The 17615-nt window shown below is 66.4% G+C and carries 16 protein-coding genes; 6 read left to right on the top strand and 10 right to left on the bottom strand.

The window, feature by feature from the left end; all coding sequences use genetic code 11:
- Positions 1-62 precede the first annotated feature (62 nt).
- Entirely contained in the window at positions 63-824 is a 762-nt protein-coding gene (locus ACZ5XO_RS09930; protein WP_464162194.1) for a peptidase, read from the top strand.
- On the opposite strand, the gene ACZ5XO_RS09925 is transcribed toward ACZ5XO_RS09930, so the two are convergent.
- The 3 genes from ACZ5XO_RS09925 to hutU all read right to left on the bottom strand — a co-directional run bounded on the left by ACZ5XO_RS09925 (position 808) and on the right by hutU (position 4865).
- Entirely contained in the window at positions 808-1278 is a 471-nt protein-coding gene (locus tag ACZ5XO_RS09925; RefSeq protein ID WP_464162193.1) for a hypothetical protein, read from the bottom strand. The two genes, ACZ5XO_RS09930 and ACZ5XO_RS09925, sit on opposite strands and share 17 nt — an antisense overlap.
- Before the next feature lie 214 nt (positions 1279-1492).
- Positions 1493-3022: a histidine ammonia-lyase gene (gene hutH, locus ACZ5XO_RS09920; RefSeq protein ID WP_464162192.1), complete on the bottom strand. Its 1530-nt coding sequence runs from the start codon at positions 3020-3022 to the stop codon at positions 1493-1495.
- A 166-nt stretch (positions 3023-3188) separates the two neighbouring features.
- Positions 3189-4865 carry a urocanate hydratase gene (gene hutU, locus ACZ5XO_RS09915; protein ID WP_464162191.1) on the bottom strand — a complete coding sequence of 559 codons (1677 nt, stop codon included), beginning with the start codon at positions 4863-4865 and terminating at the stop codon, positions 3189-3191.
- Between the two features lie 95 nt (positions 4866-4960).
- Between hutU and ACZ5XO_RS09910 the strand changes: the two genes are divergently transcribed.
- The 5 genes from ACZ5XO_RS09910 to ACZ5XO_RS09890 all read left to right on the top strand — a co-directional run bounded on the left by ACZ5XO_RS09910 (position 4961) and on the right by ACZ5XO_RS09890 (position 9596).
- Positions 4961-5659 (top strand): UTRA domain-containing protein, encoded by a 699-nt coding sequence (locus ACZ5XO_RS09910; protein WP_464162190.1) that lies wholly within the window; start codon positions 4961-4963, stop codon positions 5657-5659.
- A gap of 5 nt (positions 5660-5664) precedes the next feature.
- On the top strand, positions 5665-6555 hold the full coding sequence (locus ACZ5XO_RS09905; protein WP_464162189.1) for an agmatinase family protein: 891 nt from the start codon (positions 5665-5667) through the stop codon (positions 6553-6555).
- Positions 6555-7769, top strand: a complete 1215-nt coding sequence (gene hutI / locus ACZ5XO_RS09900; protein ID WP_464164900.1) for an imidazolonepropionase — start codon at positions 6555-6557, stop codon at positions 7767-7769. The genes ACZ5XO_RS09905 and hutI overlap by 1 nt, the downstream gene beginning before the upstream one ends.
- 64 nt (positions 7770-7833) lie before the next feature.
- Positions 7834-7965 (top strand): hypothetical protein, encoded by a 132-nt coding sequence (locus ACZ5XO_RS09895; RefSeq protein WP_464162188.1) that lies wholly within the window; start codon positions 7834-7836, stop codon positions 7963-7965.
- Between the two features lie 44 nt (positions 7966-8009).
- A complete protein-coding gene (locus tag ACZ5XO_RS09890) occupies positions 8010-9596 on the top strand; it encodes a phytoene desaturase family protein (RefSeq protein ID WP_464162187.1) in 1587 nt (528 codons plus the stop codon).
- Here ACZ5XO_RS09890 and ACZ5XO_RS09885 read toward each other — a convergent pair.
- The 7 genes from ACZ5XO_RS09885 to ACZ5XO_RS09855 all read right to left on the bottom strand — a co-directional run bounded on the left by ACZ5XO_RS09885 (position 9583) and on the right by ACZ5XO_RS09855 (position 17345).
- The gene (locus ACZ5XO_RS09885; protein ID WP_464162186.1) at positions 9583-9960 is read right to left on the bottom strand and encodes a response regulator; all 378 of its coding nucleotides are present in this window, start codon (positions 9958-9960) and stop codon (positions 9583-9585) included. The two genes, ACZ5XO_RS09890 and ACZ5XO_RS09885, sit on opposite strands and share 14 nt — an antisense overlap.
- Entirely contained in the window at positions 9957-11468 is a 1512-nt protein-coding gene (locus tag ACZ5XO_RS09880; protein WP_464162185.1) for an HWE histidine kinase domain-containing protein, read from the bottom strand. Before ACZ5XO_RS09880 ends, ACZ5XO_RS09885 begins: the two co-directional genes overlap by 4 nt.
- Before the next feature lie 110 nt (positions 11469-11578).
- The gene (locus ACZ5XO_RS09875; protein ID WP_464162184.1) at positions 11579-12721 is read right to left on the bottom strand and encodes an endo-1,4-beta-xylanase; all 1143 of its coding nucleotides are present in this window, start codon (positions 12719-12721) and stop codon (positions 11579-11581) included.
- Positions 12722-12883: 162 nt separating this feature from the next.
- Complete coding sequence (gene bcsS, locus ACZ5XO_RS09870; protein WP_464162183.1) at positions 12884-13609, bottom strand: cellulose biosynthesis protein BcsS; 726 nt, start codon at positions 13607-13609, stop codon at positions 12884-12886.
- A 92-nt stretch (positions 13610-13701) separates the two neighbouring features.
- Positions 13702-14838, bottom strand: a complete 1137-nt coding sequence (locus ACZ5XO_RS09865) for an NAD-dependent epimerase/dehydratase family protein (protein ID WP_464162182.1) — start codon at positions 14836-14838, stop codon at positions 13702-13704.
- 12 nt (positions 14839-14850) lie between these two features.
- Positions 14851-16290, bottom strand: coding sequence for a glycosyltransferase family 2 protein (locus ACZ5XO_RS09860; protein ID WP_464162181.1), 1440 nt, complete (start codon positions 16288-16290; stop codon positions 14851-14853).
- 86 nt (positions 16291-16376) lie between these two features.
- The gene (locus ACZ5XO_RS09855) at positions 16377-17345 is read right to left on the bottom strand and encodes a UDP-glucuronic acid decarboxylase family protein (protein ID WP_464164898.1); all 969 of its coding nucleotides are present in this window, start codon (positions 17343-17345) and stop codon (positions 16377-16379) included.
- Positions 17346-17615 lie beyond the last annotated feature (270 nt).

The raw sequence follows: 17615 nt of genomic DNA, 5'->3' as shown, positions 1-17615 counted from the left end.
ATCAACTGTTTAGGCGCTCGATTTAGGGCGTTGTTTCGAAACCTCACGGAGACTCCCCCTCTATGCGCACCCTTCTGATGACCACCGTTCTAGGCGCGGCCCTGGCCGTCGCCGGCGCCGCTTCGGCCCAGAGCACCATCCGTCCCGGCCAGACCATCCAGGGCAATTTCAGCTCAAAGGACGCCCGCATGGGCGATGGTTCGCACTACCGTTGCTATGTCATCCAGACCAACCCGGACGAGGCCTATACGGTCACGCTCAGCTCGTCGGACTTCGACACCTTCCTGTCGGCCGGCGCCGGGGCGGATTGCGACGAGACCACGGTCTCCAATGACGACGGTCCGGACATGGGGACCAATTCGCAGATTCGTTTCGCCTCCAGCGGCGGCCTGTGGATCATCAAGGCCAATACGCTGAGCGAGGGCGAGACCGGCCGCTATGAACTGCGCGTCTCGGCCGGCGAGCGCATGCGCCCGACGACCCAGGTCCTGCCTGTCAGCCTGGGTGAAAGCCGTTCCGGGCGTCTGGAATTCAGCGACCGGCGCGCCGATGACGGTTCCTTCTACGACTGCTACGCCCTGTCGATCACGCGCGCGGGCAGCGTCGCCATCCGACTGGATTCCGGCGATTTCGACGCCTACCTGGGCCTCTATGAAGGGCCGCAATGCGACGGCGATTCTCTCGCCACCGACGATGACAGCGGCGGCGGCACCAGCGCCCAGATCGTCCAGACCCTGCGTCCGGGGACCTACTCGATCCGCGCCAACACCCTGGGGGCGTCGGAAGAGGGCGACTACACCCTCAGCGTCACGACGCGTCGTTGATGTCGTCGGCGGCTCCGGTCGGATCGACCGGGGCCGTCTTCGCGACCGCTTCCGGCAAGGGGCGGTCGAAACCAAAGCTGTAGTCGTCAGGCTCCAGCCGCACGATCTGCGGCATGGGCGCCGACGCCGGCGTCTCTATCACCACCACCGATGGCGGGGGCAGGGGCGGCGTCGCTACTATCCAGGCGCTGTCCAGCGCGGCTTCGTCGCTGGCGTAGGGCGCCGGCGGCGACATCCGCTCCGGGTCATGTTCATAGCCGTCGCTCAATGCGCCCACCGCCAGCATGGGCCCAGCGACCAGTTCCGGTTCGACCGGCGCCACGACGTCGACGCTGATGGAGGGGCCGTTCGGCGTCGGGCCATGAGCCGCCGAGGTCGAGCGCCACAGCATCCAGCCGCCAGCCAGCAGGGCCGCCAGCCCTAGCGCCGCGATTGTCGCCGTCGCCGCCTTCATCTCGTCATCCCTCCGATCCTGACGCGTCCTGCTCATAAAGCGCGCTGGCGCCGGATAGGGTCCACGCCGTTGATTGTCGCGTTTCAAGGTATGTCGCGCCTTGCCGCAGCAGGCATGCGGCCCCGCACAGGGACGCCAGGTTCGTCACGTTCTGGTGGAGACGCTCCACCTTCGATCCGTGTTCGACGGTGTCCATGTGCGGGGTTTGGCCGCCTTAGGCCGAGGGCAGCAGGTCGCCGGCGAGGGCCCGGTAACGACCCGCCCGCACCGCGTCCGTCGCGCGGGCGATGTCCGGCGCGAAGTAGCGGTCAGCGGAGTAGGGTTCGGCCGCCTCGCGCACGATGGCGTAGGTCTGCTCCAGCTCCGGCGACGAGGTCAGGGGACGACGGAAGTCGATGCCTTGCGCTGCGGCCAGAAGTTCGATGCCCACCACGGTCGCGGTGTTGGCGGCCATGTCCAGCAGGCGGCGCGCGCCGTGGGTGGCCATGGACACGTGGTCTTCCTGATTGGCGCTGGTCGGCACGGTGTCGATGACGCAGGGATGAGCCACCATGCGGTTCTCGGCCACCAGGGCCGCCGCCGTCACCTGGGCGATCATGAAGCCCGAGTTCACGCCGCTGTCCTTGACCAGGAAGGCGGGCAGGTCGGTCATCTTGGGGTCGACCAGAATGGAGGTGCGGCGTTCGGAGATGTTGCCGATCTCGCACAGGACCATGGCGATCTGATCTGCTGCATAAGCAACAGGTTCGGCGTGGAAGTTACCACCCGAGATCACGTCGCCGTCCTCGATGAAGACCAGCGGATTGTCGGTCACGGCGTTGGCTTCGCGCTCCAGCATGGCGGCGGCGTTGCGCAGCACGTCCAGGGTCGCGCCCATGACCTGCGGCTGGCAGCGCAGCGAGTAGGGGTCCTGCACCTTGGCGCAGTCGTGGCGGTGGCTGTCGCGGATGGCGCTGCCCGTCAGTAGTTCGCGCAGACGACGGGCCACGTCGATCTGACCCGGCTGGCCGCGCAGGGCGTGGATGCGGTGATCGAACGGCGCGTCCGAGCCCAGAAGCGCATCAACCGAAAGGCCGCCCGCTGCGATGGCGGCGGCGAAGACGTCCTCGGCCGCGAACAGGCCGGCCAGGGCCAGGGCCGTCGAGCACTGGGTGCCGTTCAGCAGGGCCAGACCTTCCTTCGGGCCCAGAACGACCGGCTTCAGACCAGCCTTGGCCAAGGCCGTCACGGCGTCCAGCGTCTGACCCTGATAGCGGGCCTCGCCGACGCCGATCAGGACGCAGGACATGTGGGCCAGCGGGGCCAGGTCGCCCGAGGCGCCGACCGAACCCTTGGACGGGATCAGAGGCAGGACGCCCGCGTTGACCATGCCGATCAGGGTCTCCAGCGTGTGGCGACGCACGCCCGAGGCGCCCTTGGACAGGCTGGCGATTTTCAGCACCATCAGCAGGCGGGTGACGTTCTCGTCCAGCGGGGCGCCGACGCCGCAGGCGTGGCTGAGCACCAGGTTCTTCTGAAGGGTTTCAAGGTCTTCCGGTGCAATGCTGGTGTTGGCCAGCAGGCCGAAGCCGGTGTTGATGCCATAGACGGTGCGGCCCTCGGCCAGGATGGCGGCGACGACCGCCGCCCCCTTCTCGACATTGGCCCAGGCGGCGGGCGTGAGTTCGACTTGAACGGGGCCGTTCAGGGCCTGGCGCAGCTGATTAAGAGTCAGCGGCTCTTGGCCGATAATGATCTGGGTCATTTCTTCTTCTCCTCCCTTCCCCTCGAGGGGGAAGGGCCGGGGATGGGGTGCAGGCAGTTCGCCTGAGATTTAAGCGCGGGAGGCGGCGCCTCCAGAGCCGTTCAAGGAAAGGGCGGAGGGTTCACCCCCGCCCAACCCTCCCCCCTTGAGGGGGAGGGCTTCAGGTTCAGGCCAAGCTCGGCAGGTTCAGGCCGTGTTCGCGCGCGGCGTCCTTGGCGATTTCGTATCCGGCGTCGGCGTGGCGCATGACGCCGGTGGCCGGGTCGTTCCACAGGACGCGCTCCAGCCGCTTAGCGGCTTCTTCGGTGCCGTCGGCGACGATGACGACGCCCGAGTGCTGGCTGTAGCCCATGCCGACCCCGCCGCCGTGGTGCAGCGACACCCACGACGCGCCCGACGCCGTGTTCAGCAGGGCGTTCAGCAGGGGCCAGTCGGACACGGCGTCCGAGCCGTCCAGCATGGCCTCGGTCTCGCGGTTCGGGCTGGCGACGGAGCCGCTGTCCAGATGGTCGCGGCCGATGACGACGGGGGCGCTCAGTTCGCCCGAGGCCACCATCTCGTTGAACATCAGGCCCGCGCGGTGACGGTCGCCCAGACCGATCCAGCAGATGCGCGCCGGCAGGCCCTGGAAGGCGATGCGCTCGCCCGCCATGTCCAGCCAGCGGTGCAGGCCGGCGTTATCGGGGAACAGCTTCTTCATCGCCTCATCCGTCTTGCGGATGTCCTCGGGATCACCCGACAGGGCGGCCCAGCGGAACGGCCCGATCCCGCGGCAGAACAGCGGGCGGATATAGGCGGGCACGAAGCCGGGGAAGTCGAAGGCGGTCTTCACGCCCTCATCGAAGGCGACCTGACGGATGTTGTTGCCATAGTCGGTGGTGGGGACGCCCATGGCGTGGAAATCGAGCATGGCCTGAACGTGGACGGCCATGGACTTGCGCGCGGCGGCCTCGACGGCGGCGGGGTCGCTGACGCGCTTTTCTTCCCACTCGGCGACGGTCCAACCCGAGGGCAGGTAGCCGTTGACCGGGTCGTGGGCGCTGGTCTGGTCCGTCACCAGATCGGGGCGAACGCCGCGCTTGACCATTTCAGGCAAAAGATCAGCTGCATTGCCCAACAGGCCGATCGACAAGGGTTTCTTGTCCTTGAACGACTGCTCCAGCAGGGCCAGGGCCTCGTCCAGGGTCTCGGCCATGACGTCGACGTAGCGGGTGCGCAGACGGAACTCGATGCGGCTGCGCTGGCACTCGATGGTGATGCAGGAGGCGCCGGCCATGGTGGCGGCCAGGGGCTGGGCGCCGCCCATGCCGCCGAGGCCCGCCGTCAGGATCCACTTGCCCGACCAGTCGCCGCCATAGTGCTGGCGACCCGCCTCCATGAAGGTCTCATAGGTGCCCTGAACGATGCCCTGGGTGCCGATGTAGATCCACGACCCGGCGGTCATCTGGCCGTACATGGCCAGACCCTTCTTATCGAGCTCGTTGAAGTGGTCCCAGGTCGCCCACTTGGGCACCAGGTTGGAGTTGGCGATCAGGACGCGCGGGGCGTCGGCGTGGGTGCGGAAGACGCCGACCGGCTTGCCCGACTGGACCATCAGGGTCTCGTCGGCTTCCAGCTTCTGAAGCTGCTCTACGATGGTGTCGAAGGCCTGCCAGTTGCGGGCCGCCTTGCCGATGCCGCCGTAGACAACCAGGTCCTCGGGGCGCTCGGCCACATCGGGGTCGAGGTTGTTCATAAGCATCCGCATGGCCGCCTCGGCCGCCCAGGTCTTGGCGGTCTTTTCAGGCCCGCGCGGGCTACGGACCACTCTGGTATTTGGGCGGGTGCTGGGCGTGACGCTCATCGATTCCTCCATGCGGCCCAGAATGCGACTTGGGCCGTCGTATGGGGCTAGTGTTATGTCTAGACATTAACGCGCGCAAGGGGCAGTTTCGCGTCATGGATCAGGAGCCGCTTCATCGCCGCATCGCGGGCGACATCGAGCGCCGCATCGCCTCGGGCGAGTGGCGGCCGGGCTTTCGCATCCCGACCGAAGCCGAGCTGACGGCGGAGTACGGCTGCGCCCGCATGACGGTGTCGCGCGCCATGTCGGACCTGTCGGCGCGCGGTCTGGTGGTGCGGCGACGCCGCGCCGGGACCGTGGTGGCCCATCCGCCGGTGCATTCCTCAGCGCTTGTCGCCATTCCCGACATCCAGTCCGAGGTCGAGGGCAGGGGGCTGGCCTATTCCCATCGCCTGCTGGGCCGGATCGTCCGTCCCGCGCGGCCCGATGAAGGGCTGGGCGAGCGGGTGATCGAGCTGGAGACCCTGCATCTGGCCGACGACCTGCCCTTCGTCTTCGAGCGCCGCCTGATCTCGCTGGCCGCCGCGCCCGAGGCCGAGGGCGCCGACTTCAGCGCCCAGCCTCCCGGCGGTTGGCTGCTGGCTCACATGCCCTGGACCGAGGCCGAGCATCGCATCTCGGCGGTCGGCGCCGATCGCGAGACGGCGGCGGGGCTGGGTCTGGCCGACGGCGCGCCTTGTCTCAGGCTGGAGCGCCGCACATGGCGCGACGGCCACGGCGTGACCTGGGCCTCCCAGATTTTCCCCGGCGCGGCCTATGATCTGGTCGCCCGCTTTTCCCCGACCAAAGGATGACCCCGATGAGCGAACCGTCTGAAGCCCTCGGCTGGCGCTCGGTCGGCGATCTGGTGGGCGCTCATCCCGACGCCCCGGTCGCCCTGATCGGCGCGCCGCTGAACGAGCGGTCGCTGACGCCGGGCCGTTGCGACCTCGGGCCCAAGGCCCTGCGCGCCGTCCTGCCGCGGCTGTCGACCTATGACGTCGAGACGGGGCTGGAACTGGCGATCAGGGTCCATGACGCGGGCGACGTGGCGCTGAAGGCCGTCTCGCCCTTCGACGCCTTCGAGCCGGTGCGCGACGCGGTGGCGGCCCAGGCCCATCGCGCCCTGACCATCCTTGTCGGCGGCAACAACGCCATCACCCGGCCCGGCGTCCACGCCCTGGGTCTGGATCGCGTCGGCGTGCTGACGCTGGATGCTCATTTCGACCTGCGCGACACGGATCAGGGCCTGACCAACGGCAATCCGATCCAGGCCCTGCTGGATGACGGCATGGACGGCCACCGGATCAGCCAGGTCGGCCTGGCCCCCTTCGCCAACACCCGCCGCGCCCATGAAAAGGCCGAGGCCGCCGGGATCAGCGTCCGCACCGCCCGCGAGTGCCGCCAGCGCGGTCTGGCCGCGGTGGTGGTCGAGGAACTGGAGCGCCTGTCGTCCCTGTGCGAGGTCATCTACGTCGACTTCGACATCGACGTCATTGACCGCAGCCAGTGGCCCGCCAGCCCCGGAGCCCGTCCCGGCGGGGTCTCGGTTCACGACTTCTTCGACGCCGCCCGCGCCATCGGCGCCCATCCCAAGGTCCGCGCCGTGGACCTGACCGAATATGATCCCTCGCTGGAAGTCGGCGACCTCGGCTCCCTGACCGCTGGGCGTTGGTTCTGCGAAATCCTTAGCGGGGTGGCCGCGCGATGATCAACGCTGATCGCGTCATCACCGACTGCCACGTTGCCACCATGACCGAGGGCGGCCAGCCCTACGGTGCGATCGAGGACGCCGCCATCCTGATCCAGGACGGGCGCATCGCCTGGGTCGGAGCGCGCGCCGACCTGCCTGTGCACAAGGCTGTGGAAACCGACCGTCTGGGCGGGCGCTGGGTCACGCCGGGCCTGATCGACTGCCACACCCATCTGGTCTTTGGCGGCGACCGCTCGGGCGAATTCGAGCAGCGGCTGGGGGGCGCGACTTATGAAGAGATCGCCCGCGCCGGGGGCGGCATCGTCTCCTCGGTCAAGGCGACGCGCGAGGCCAGCGATGACGAACTCTACGCCTCGGCCTGCAAGCGTCTGGAGGGGCTCAAGGCCACCGGCGTCACCACGGTGGAGATCAAGTCCGGCTATGGTCTGGACCACGACAGCGAGCTGAAGATGCTGCGCGTCGCCCGCCGCATCGGGCGCGAGGCCGGGGTGCGGGTCCGCACCTCCTACCTAGGCCTGCACGCCGTCCCGCCGGAGCACAAAGCCGACCGCGCCGTCTATGTGGACAAGGCTGTGGATGACATCCTGCCCGCCGCCCATGCGGAGGGTCTGGTGGATGCGGTGGACGCCTATTGCGAGCCCATCGCCTTCACCACGGACGAAGTCGCTCGCCTGTTCGACAAGGCCGAGGCTCTGGGTCTGCCGGTCAAGCTGCACGCCGACCAGCTGTCGGACGGCGGCGGCGCGGCCCTGGCCGCCCGCTATCACGCCCTGTCCGCCGATCACATCGAGCACACGACCGAGGCGGGCGTGAAGGCGATGGCCGAGGCGGGCGTGGCGGCGGTCCTGCTGCCCGGCGCCTTCCTGATGCTGCGCGAGACGAAGCTTCCGCCCGTCGCCCTGCTGCGCCAGCACGGCGTCCGCATGGCGGTGGCGACCGACTGCAACCCCGGCACCTCGCCCGTCGCCTCCATGACGGCGGCGCTGAATCTGGCCTGCGTCCAGTTCCGCCTGACCCCGGAAGAAGCCATAGCCGGCGCCACCCGCCACGCCGCCCGCGCCCTGGGGTTGCAGGACGAAGCCGGCACGATCGAAGTGGGCAAGGCCGCCGACCTGGCTGTCTGGGACATCAGCCGTCCAGCCGAACTCTGCTACTGGCTGGGCGCGCCCCTGCTGCATGGCCGATATCTGGAGGGAAAGGCCTTCTCCTAACTTAGGGTTGTATTAAGGGCTTTGAGAGTTGTATCATTGGATGATCCAAGGCGGAGATCCGATAATGCTGCCCAAGCCAGGGCTGACCACCCCTCGATCCATGGTCGTGGCCCTGACGCTGTTGAGCGCCGCCGCCATGGCCGGACAGATCTATCTGATCGCCAAGGGCGTCACGGGACTGTTTCCGGCGTCCTGACGTCGCGGGTTTCCGATGCTAGCCTCGCTCCGCAGAGGGGCGACATGGCGCAAACGAACACGGACATCGTCATCATCGGCGGAGGCCACAACGGGCTGGTCTGCGCCTTCTATCTGGCGCGCGCGGGGTTGAAGGTGACGGTGCTGGAACGGCGCGGCGTGGTCGGCGGGGCGGCGGTGACCGAGGAATTCCATCCCGGCTTCCGCAACTCGACCGCCAGCTACACCGTCAGCCTGCTGAACCCGCGCGTCATCGCCGACATGGGGCTGCCGCGCCATGGTCTGCGCGTGGTCGAGCGGCGCGCGGCCAACTTCCTGCCCTTCGACGACAGCCGCTACCTGCTGACCGGCGAGGGCCGGACCCGGGCCGAGGTAGCCAAGTTCTCGGCCCGCGACGCCGAACGCCTGCCCGATTATGAGGCGCGGCTGGAGGCGGTCGCCGCCATCCTGCGCGACCTGATCCTGACCACGCCGCCGAACGTGGCGGAAGGCGGCTGGCTGGCGGCCCTGCCGGAAATGCTGAAGGCGGCTTCGCTGGGACGGCGCGTTTCAGGTCTGGGTCTGGCGGCGCAGCGCGACCTGCTGGACCTGTTCGCCAAGTCGGCGGGCGACTGGCTGGACGGCTGGTTCGAGAGCGATCCGATCAAGGCCCTGTTCGGTTTCGACAGCGTCGTCGGCAACTACGCCAGTCCCTATACGCCCGGCTCGGCCTATGTCCTGCTGCACCATGTCTTTGGCGAGGTGAACGGCAAGAAGGGGGCCTGGGGCCACGCCATCGGCGGCATGGGGGCGATCACCCAGGCCATGGCCGCCGCCTGCGCCGAGCAGGGCGTCGACATTCGCCTGGATACGCCGGTCGCCGAGGTGCTGACGGAGAAGGGCAGGGCGGTCGGGGCCGTGACCGAGGCGGGGGATGTGATCCGCGCCCGCGCCGTCGTCTCCAACCTTCATCCGCGTCTGCTGTTCGACCGTCTGGTCGATCCGGCGGCGGTCCCGGCGGACTTCACCGAACGCATGAGCCGCTACGCCTCGGGCTCGGGCACCTTCCGCATGAACGTCGCCCTGTCCGAACTGCCGCGCTTCACCGCCTTGCCGGACGCGGGCGACCACCTGACGGCGGGCATCATCATCGCCCCGACCCTGGCCTATATGGACCGCGCCCACGCCGAGGCGCGGCTGAACGGCTGGTCGTCAAAGCCGATCGTCGAGATGCTGATCCCCTCGACCCTGGACGACAGCCTGGCGCCGCCCGGCCAGCACGTCGCCAGCCTGTTCTGCCAGCATGTCTCGCCCGATCTGGCGGACGAACATCGCGATACGGTGGCCGATCTGATGATCGAGACGGTCGAGGCCCACGCGCCGGGCTTCAAGGCCTCGGTGGTCGGGCGGCTGGCCCTGGGGCCGCGCGATCTGGAGCGGCGCTTCGGTCTGATCGGCGGCGACATCTTCCACGGCCGTCTGACGCTGGATCAGCTGTTCAGCGCCCGGCCGGTGCTGGGCCACGCGGATCACCGGATGCCGGTTCCGGACCTCTATCTGTGCGGATCAGGCGCGCACCCCGGCGGCGGGGTGACAGGGGTGCCGGGACACAATGCGGCGCGCGCGGTGCTGAAGGATCTCAGACGCGGCTGATGTTCAGGGCCTTCATCAGGGCGTCGCGTATGGCGCCCTCTGTGAAGGGTTTCTGGATGGTCGGATTGCCGCGCCAGTGCTCGGGCAGTCCCGCCTCGCCATAGCCGGTCGAGAAGACGAAGGGCACGCCGCGGGCCTTCAGCGCCTCGGCCACGGGAAAGACCTCCCGTCCCGCCACGTTGACGTCCAGCAGGGCGGCGTCCAGCGAGGGTTCGGTCGTGGCCGAGATCAGACCGTCGTCGATATTGGATTCCGGGCCGACCACGGCGCAGCCCATGTCGTCCAGAATCGTCTCGAGCAGCATGGCGACCAGGGATTCGTCCTCGATCACCAGCACGCGACGGCCCTGCAAAGCTGTGGTCATGCGACTTCCTTGTTCAACGGAATGGCGATCTCGGCGATGAAACCGTCGTCGCGGTAATGCATCTGAACCGTGCCTGCCAGATCGTGTCGGACATTACGCTCGATCAAACGACTGCCGAAGCCGCGACGTTCCGGCTGAGCCACCGACGGCCCGCCGGTCTCGCGCCAGAAGATGATGAGTTGCGGGTCCGTCAGGTCGGCCAGAGACCAGTCGACCAGCACCCGTCCGTCGCCCGGCGTCAGGGCTCCATACTTGGCCGCGTTGGTGGCGAGTTCATGAAAGATCATGCCCAGCGACACGGCCATGGCGGGATCGAGCGCGACGTTCGGACCGTTCAGGGTCAGACGGTGCGGGCCGTAGGCCGTGGTTTCGTGCTCCAGTATCTCCCGAAGCTCGGCGCCTTCCCAATGGCTGCGGGTCAACAGGTCGTGGGTGTGCGACAGCGACAGGATGCGTGACTGGAAGGTCTCGGCGAAGGAACGCGGGTCCTCGTGCGATCGCGCCGTCTGCATGGCGATCGACTGGACGGTTGCAAGGGTGTTCTTCACCCGGTGGTTCAATTCGTCGATCATCAGCTTCTGGCGCTCGGCGGCCAGAACGGTGTCGGTGACGTCGTGCCCCTGAACGAAGACGCCTACGATCTCTCCGCCGTCATTGCGGATCGGCTGATAGATGAAGTTCAGATAGCGGGTCGCCAGCGGACCATTGGGCGTCTGCTGCAACTGCACGGGGCTCTGCCGTCCCTGGAAGGGCTCTCCGGTCGCCAGCACCTCGTCGAGGAAGTCATAGTAGCCTTGGCCGGCCAGCTCCGGCAGGGCTTCGCGAATGGGTTTGCCCACCACGTCGCGGTGACCGATCAACTGGCCATAGGCGCCGTTGTGCAACTGGATCACGTGCTCCGGCCCGTTCAGCACGGCGACGAAGCCTGGCGTCTGCATGAACATGTCGAGCAGTTGCCGCCGTTCCGTCTCCAGTCGCCGATTATCCGCCTGAACGTTCATGGCGCGGCGGAACATGCCGCCGCCGATCAGGCTGTCCAGGGCTGAGGTGGCGTCCTCGGGGCGGAGTTTGCCGACCTGGCGACGCAGTCTCTCCAGCTCGGAAATGTCGCTGGTGTGTTGCAGGATGTGGGTGACGCGACCGGACGTGTCCTTGATGGGGGTGTGGGTGCAACTCCAGTAGCGATCGTCATAGACGACCGCGCCGTCCGCCTGTCTTATCGGGATGGGATAGTGGAGCACCGCCAGATAGTCGGGTTCGCCAGTGGTCAGCACCTTCTCGAAGGACGCGGCCAGTTGGCGAGCGTTTTCCGGTGCTTCTTCGCCTGGACCGGCGTCGAAGGCCTGCATCACAGGCTGCCCCAGCAGCTCTTCCCGGGTGCGGTGCGTCACATCCAGATAGGCCTGATTCATCCCGGCGTACCGCAACTGGGCGTCCAGCAGCATGTAGGGATTGGGCGATGCGTCGAACGCCGCGACCAGATCAATTGTCTTGGCGAGTGTCCGCACTCTGGCCCCCCATATCGCTCACCTAACGCGAGCGGAAGCGAAAGGGTGCGTGTTCCTGATGCAAAAAGCCGGGTTGAGGGCCTGCGGTCAAGCTTGCGGGCGGAACTCGCTTAGCTGTTGACGCCCAGGGTGTCCGACAGGGCCCAATACATGGGCTTCGGCATATAGCTCTCGTCATAGGGCAGGCCGCGGTTCAGGCCCTGGGCGGCGCGCGCCCGGCCATCGACCTGTTCGCTGAGCCAGGAGAACTTGTCGGTCAGTCCCCAGGTCACGACGCCGCGCACCTCGGGGAAGGCCAACATGATGTCGAGGTAGCGTCGCGTCTCGTCGGCGACCATCTGGTCGCGCGCGGCGTGCGAGGCCGCCACAGCGCCTTCCTTGACGTCCAGTTCCGTGATCGTGACATCCAGTCCCAGATCGATCAGCGCCTTGGTCATGTCCTGAAGGCCGGCCTTGTCCAGCGGGCCCTTGGACAGATCCAGGTGGGCCTGAACGCCGGCGCCGTCCAGGGGCGTGCCGGCCGCTCGCAGGCGACGGAGCAGGGCGACAAAGGCTTGTCGACGCGCCTTGTCGACAGGATTGCCGTACTCGAACCCGTAGTCGTTGATGACCAGATGGGCATGAGGCGCATGGCTGCGGGCCTCCTCCATCGCTCGCTCGATATAGGTCGGGCCGAATGCGCGGAAGAAGGTGCTGCGACGAAGGTTTTGCGCGCCGGTCTCGGTGTCGATGGGTTCGTTGATCACGTCCCACTCGTTGATGCGCGATCCATAGCGCTCCAGAACGCGCGAGAAGTGGTCGGCCATCAGGCGCCAGTCGCGACGATCCAGCATTTCACGCCTGGCCCAGTCGGGCGTGCTCTGTTCCCACAGCAGGGTGTGTCCGCGAACGCGCAGGCCGTTCTCGTCCGAAAAGGCCAGCAGGTCATCGACGGGGGCGAAGTTGAACTGCCCCTTGCGCCACTCAAGCGAGTTCCACTTGAGGTGAATCTCCGGGGTCAGCACGTCGCAGTCCCGCAGAACAGCGGCGCGCAGAGCCTTGTCCTGAACCAGGTGATCCGCGCGGGCAGCGGCGCCGTAGTAGCGACCGCCACGACGGGCGGCGCGCGCCAGGGACGGGAGAGGATGACGCGCGTCGGGCAATGCGGCGCCTTCTCCCTCGGGCACGGCCCAGGCGCCATGCGGGGCCACCGTCAGGGCGGGGGCCAAGGCCAGACCAGCCAGTAAGGAACGTCGTGACGGAAGCGTCAGCATACTACGCCTAACCTTCTCAAGTCGCGGAGAAGAGTAAGCGCGATCGTTAAGCTCCCCGGGGATAACGCCGGGTTAACGATGGCCTGGGGGTGGTTTTAGGGCTGAATTACAGTCGACTTTGGGCGGCCGTTATTACGGCTGAGCTTTCAAGTCCGCCGCTGCTCAGAAGCTGCGATAGAAACCTACGCGGACATAGCCGTCGGAATCACGGTTGTCTCCGTCGCTCAGGCCGGCGGAGATCTGGAATTCCGCGTCATCGCCCATCTTCACGCCCAGCATGGGCCCGACATGGTAGGCGGAGTAGTTGGAATCCCCATCGGCGGCGACCTCGAGACCAGCGCGGACGCGTCCTGACCCGCCGATCGTGTGGGTCAGGCTGACCAGGGCGTCGTAGTCGTCGAGGGTGAAGCCATAGGACCCGTACCAATCGACGCGCCAGGGGCCGGCGACATGGCCGCCGTCCAGACTGACCATGACCTCGCCTTCGCCGCCGTCGCGCCGGTTGCCGGGGTCTGCCGGGCTGAGGTCCGTGTTCACGTAACGGTATCCCACGCCGACGCTGCCCCAGGTCGGCCCTGATCCGTAGCGATAGATCAGCTCGGCCTGGCCGCCCGTGAAGTCGGCGTCGATCGTGGTCGGTCCGCTTTGATAGTCATAGCTGCCGGTGAAGGCGGCGCCGCGCACGGCCCAGCCCTTGCCGTCCCTTGATCCCGGCAGTCCGAACGTGGCCCCGACGTAGGCGGAGTCCGCGACGTCCAGCTTGCCGCCGGCGAAAACCGTCACGTCGCTTTGCGCCGCCGCGGTTCCGGCCCAGCCCATGGCGCTCATGGCGAGCAGGGCTCCTGCGAATGAGGTTTTCGATGCGCTGCGGCGACGGTGGTCGGTCATGAACTTTCCTTGACGATAATATCGGCGCGTCGTGTTCTCATCGACGCAGAGGAAGGCGCTTGAGCTAGACTGGATGGGTTTGGTTAATACTTTCAGACGACGAGTTTTCCTCGTGTGAGTTCGGCCAGGCTTTCGGCGCTCCGATCACGAGGCGGCTTGGCGCGCGAGACCCATTCGATCAGCTCCGCCATGCCGCTTTCCATGTCGCGTTCCGGTTTGAAGTCATAGGCGGCCGCGATTCTGGAGATGTCGCCGAAACAGTGTCGGATATCGCCGACGCGATAGCGGTTCAGCACCTCGGGGGCGATGTTCTTGCCCAGCAGGCGCGCCAGGACGCCGGCGATTTCGTTGACCGAGATGGGCGCGCCGCTGCCGACGTTGAAGGCGTCCCAGGTCTGGCGATCGCTGTCCAGGACGGTCGCGAAGGCGCGGGCGACATCCTGAACATGGACGAAGTCGCGCATCTGCCGGCCGTCCTCGAACACCAGGGGGGGCTGGTCGTTCAACAGGCGGGATATGAAGATGGCGGCGACCCCGGTGTAGGGATTGCTCAGCGCCTGACGTGATCCATAGGCGTTGAACAGCCGCAGGGCGACGGTCGGTATCCGCAGGGCGCGGCCGACCGACAGGAACATCTCTTCGTGGTCGCGCTTGTTCACCGCGTAGATGGAATTGGGCTGAAGCAGCTTGTCTTCCGAGGTCGGGACCGGCTCCAGTTCCTCGCCGTCGACCATGAGTTCCCACTGGCGCGCTTCCAGCTGTGCGTGCGGGCGCACCTCGGCCGTGACATGGGCGTGGGTCGAAGGACGAATGTAGTCGCCTTCGCCATAGATCGACATGGAGGAGGCCACCGCAATCCTCTGCACCTGGTGCGGCTTCTGCGACAGGACCTCCAGCATGACGGCGGCGGCCATGACGTTGTTGCGCGTGTAGTCGACGATATTGGTCATGCTCTGACCGACGCCGACCGAGGCCGCCAGGTGGGCCAGGTGGGTCACGCCATCCAGCGCGGCCTCGAACACGCCTTCATCCAGGATGTCGCCCCGGATGCGACGCGCGCGCGGGTCAAGGTAGACGGGCCAGCCGTCGGCGTCCATTTCGCCGTCGCCGTGAACCTGGGGCGACAGGTTGTCCAGGACGCTGACGCGATAGCCGCGCGCCAGCATGGCGTCGACCAGGTGCGAACCGATGAATCCGGCGCCGCCCGTGATCAGGATATGCTTGTCCATGACCGCGTCCGCTCAGTGGTGATGGGGAAGGACGCCGTACTGGTCCAGCTTGGACCGCACGAGCGTATTGTTGGCGTCGATCTTCTCGGTGCGCTGCCAGACCTGGCCGCTGTCCTTCAGATACATGACGAAGCCGAGCGTCAGCGGAATGATCCAGACGCACCACCAGACCATCACGAACACGGGATTGACCATCAGCATGTAGCCGATGCGGTCGCGTGTGCGCTCCAGCACCAGGCCCGTCCGCATCCAGGTCCGCAGATAGAGGCCGAGGATCAGCAGGGTGAAGGCCACGATGTTGAAGATCGACAGCGCCACCAGCCACAACGGCAGGAAGTTGTCGCCGGTAAAGAAGCGCCACGCCGCCCAGATCCCCAGGGGGATGCCCAGGGTGTTCACCCACAAGGACATGCAGGGCAGGAAGTTGGTCCAGGCGCGCATGCGCTCGCCGAAGCTGAAATCCATCTCCTTCAGCGGTCGGCCCAGGCTCTGGAAGAAGCCGGCGACCCAGCGTTTCCGCTGCGTGATGCCTTCCCCGAAGGTTTCAGGCACTTCTTCGATCAGGGAGCCGTCGATGATTCCCAGCGTCTTGCCGTTTTTCCAGAAGCGCTCGCCGACCTCGGGGTCCTCGATGGTGATCCAGGGGTGGAATCCGCCCAGGGCGATCAGGTCGTCGACCTTGAAGAAAAGGCCCTTGCCCAGAACCCAGAAGGGTTGCTTCGGATCCGAAAGGTGGCCGTACTTGGCGCCGTCCCAGGTCATGTGGTCGAAGGCGTGGAAGGCGGCCGCCAGGCTGGCGGTCAGGTTGCCCGCGACGTTGCGCGCCTGCAGCACGTCGTACTTCTGCAGTCCGATGGCCGCGGCCTTGAAGTGGTCGGCCGGGGGGCAGCTGTCGGCGTCGATGTAGTCGATGGTCAGATTGGCCTGCCCGCGGCGGTCCTGGGCGACCTGATAGAGGGCGTAGATCAGTTGCCGGGTCTTCTTGGGCGGCAGGTCCTTGACCCCCGCGCGCTTGCCCCGGTGCCACCAGTAGGCCTTGGGGTTGGCGTCCCAGGCGTTCCAGACCGCGTCCCAGCGGGCGTCGCTGGTCGGCGGCACCTCCATGATCTCCACAAAGGGATAGGCCTTCGAGAGGCGCTCCAGACTGGCGATCGTCTCGGTGTCGTCGGCGTTGGGGATGGCGACGATACGGTAGCGATCTCGCGGATAATCCAGCTTGCCCAGGGCGGTGAAGGTCGTCTCCATCGTCCGTTCCAGCTCGCGCAGGACCGGATAGAGAAGAACGATGAAGGGCAGGTCGGCGTCGGCGGGCATGGGGTCGTCCATGTCGACGCTCTGGACGCGCAGGGAGCGGAAATAGACCTCCAGCAGGAAGCATCCCAGGTAAAGCAGCTGGGATATGGCGAACAGCCAGATGAGGATCGTCGGAACACTGCTTTCGTAGTTTTGCATCGAATGGCCCGCCCAGAATGTCCGTGTTGGATTGCTGTCTTCCAGTCGTTACGCGTCGTGTCGTCAGGCTTCCGTCGTGTCGTTCTTCATGATGCGGCCAGGTTGCTGGCCATGCGCCCGTTCAGTTTCATCTCTTCGGTGAAATAGGCGATGGTTCTGGCCAGGCCGACCTGCAGCGGGACCTGCGGGGTCCAGTTCAGATGCTGCAGGGCGCGCGAGATGTCCGGCTTGCGACGGCGCGGGTCGTCCACCGGCAGAGGATGATGGACGATCCGGGAGCTGGAACCGGCCATCTGCAGGATCTGCTCCGCCAGTTCGTTGACGGTGGTCTCGTGGGGGTTTCCGATGTTGACCGGGCCGTCGATCCCGTCGTCTGTGTTCATCAGGCGGATGAAGCCTTCGACCAGGTCGTCCACGAAGCAGAAGGAGCGCGTCTGGTCGCCGCTGCCGTAGATGGTGATGTCCTCGTTCATCAGCGCCTGGACGATGAAGTTCGACACCACCCGACCGTCATCGGGATGCATGCGGGGGCCGTAGGTGTTGAAGATCCGCACGATCCGGGTCGTCAGCCCATGCTGGGCGCCGAAATCGGTCACCAGGGTTTCCGCGAAGCGCTTGCCCTCGTCGTAGCAGGAGCGAGGTCCGACCGTGTTGACGTTGCCGCGGTAGTTTTCCGTCTGGGGGTGGACCTCCGGATCGCCGTAGATCTCGGATGTCGACGCCTGGAAGAAGCGGGCCCGGTCATGCGCCGCCTTGGTCAGCAGGTTCAGCGTGCCGAGGGAGCAGGTGAGGGCCGTCTTCACACGGTCGTACTGATAGTGAACCGGAGAGGCGGGGCAGGCCAGATTGTAGATCTGATCCACCGGCGGCACGCCCTCGGGGAGGGGGGTGTTGATGTCGTGCTCCATCAACGTGAACTTCCCGGAAGTTTCCAGGTGAGCGACGTTCTGTGGTCTTCCTGTGTGGAAGTTGTCTATGCAAATTACAGACAAGCCGCTTCCAACAAGTCGGGTGCAGAGGTGTGATCCTAGAAAACCGGCCCCTCCAGCAACTATCGCTGTTGCTTGGTTTTTTTCATCACAAGTGTTGGATCGATTCCTGAAATCGAAATTTTCAACCATCTGCCTTAGCCCCGGTTGTTCACTAGACCATTGATCTGTTTTCGATGAAGCGACGACTGAATTCATCCGCCGAGGGAATTCCGAATTCCGTAAGCGGCACGTTAACGGGCCATTAACCATCGGCCCGGCTTTGGGTTCCGTTTACGATTCGTCGGGAGTCAAGTCGCCGGAAACAGGGGGGCTGATCTTCCGGTCGTCGCGCGG

Source organism: Brevundimonas sp. T2-11 (genome assembly GCF_055397675.1).
The sequence above is the reverse complement of the archived record's forward strand: the minus strand, read 5'-3'. Positions and strand labels throughout refer to the sequence as shown.

Bases quoted from the DNA above. Each gene is read 5' to 3' on its own strand.
- hutU (WP_464162191.1), bottom strand. From the start codon at position 4,865: ATGAGCGTCACGCCCAGCACCCGCCCAAATACCAGAGTGGTCCGTAGC.
- hutH (WP_464162192.1), bottom strand. From the start codon at position 3,022: ATGACCCAGATCATTATCGGCCAAGAGCCGCTGACTCTTAATCAGCTG.
- ACZ5XO_RS09905 (WP_464162189.1), top strand. From the start codon at position 5,665: ATGAGCGAACCGTCTGAAGCCCTCGGCTGGCGCTCGGTCGGCGATCTG.
- bcsS (WP_464162183.1), bottom strand. From the start codon at position 13,609: ATGACCGACCACCGTCGCCGCAGCGCATCGAAAACCTCATTCGCAGGA.
- ACZ5XO_RS09860 (WP_464162181.1), bottom strand. From the start codon at position 16,290: ATGCAAAACTACGAAAGCAGTGTTCCGACGATCCTCATCTGGCTGTTC.
- ACZ5XO_RS09930 (WP_464162194.1), top strand. From the start codon at position 63: ATGCGCACCCTTCTGATGACCACCGTTCTAGGCGCGGCCCTGGCCGTC.
- ACZ5XO_RS09865 (WP_464162182.1), bottom strand. From the start codon at position 14,838: ATGGACAAGCATATCCTGATCACGGGCGGCGCCGGATTCATCGGTTCG.
- ACZ5XO_RS09895 (WP_464162188.1), top strand. From the start codon at position 7,834: ATGCTGCCCAAGCCAGGGCTGACCACCCCTCGATCCATGGTCGTGGCC.
- ACZ5XO_RS09885 (WP_464162186.1), bottom strand. From the start codon at position 9,960: ATGACCACAGCTTTGCAGGGCCGTCGCGTGCTGGTGATCGAGGACGAA.
- ACZ5XO_RS09890 (WP_464162187.1), top strand. From the start codon at position 8,010: ATGGCGCAAACGAACACGGACATCGTCATCATCGGCGGAGGCCACAAC.
- ACZ5XO_RS09925 (WP_464162193.1), bottom strand. From the start codon at position 1,278: ATGAAGGCGGCGACGGCGACAATCGCGGCGCTAGGGCTGGCGGCCCTG.
- ACZ5XO_RS09875 (WP_464162184.1), bottom strand. From the start codon at position 12,721: ATGCTGACGCTTCCGTCACGACGTTCCTTACTGGCTGGTCTGGCCTTG.
- ACZ5XO_RS09910 (WP_464162190.1), top strand. From the start codon at position 4,961: ATGGATCAGGAGCCGCTTCATCGCCGCATCGCGGGCGACATCGAGCGC.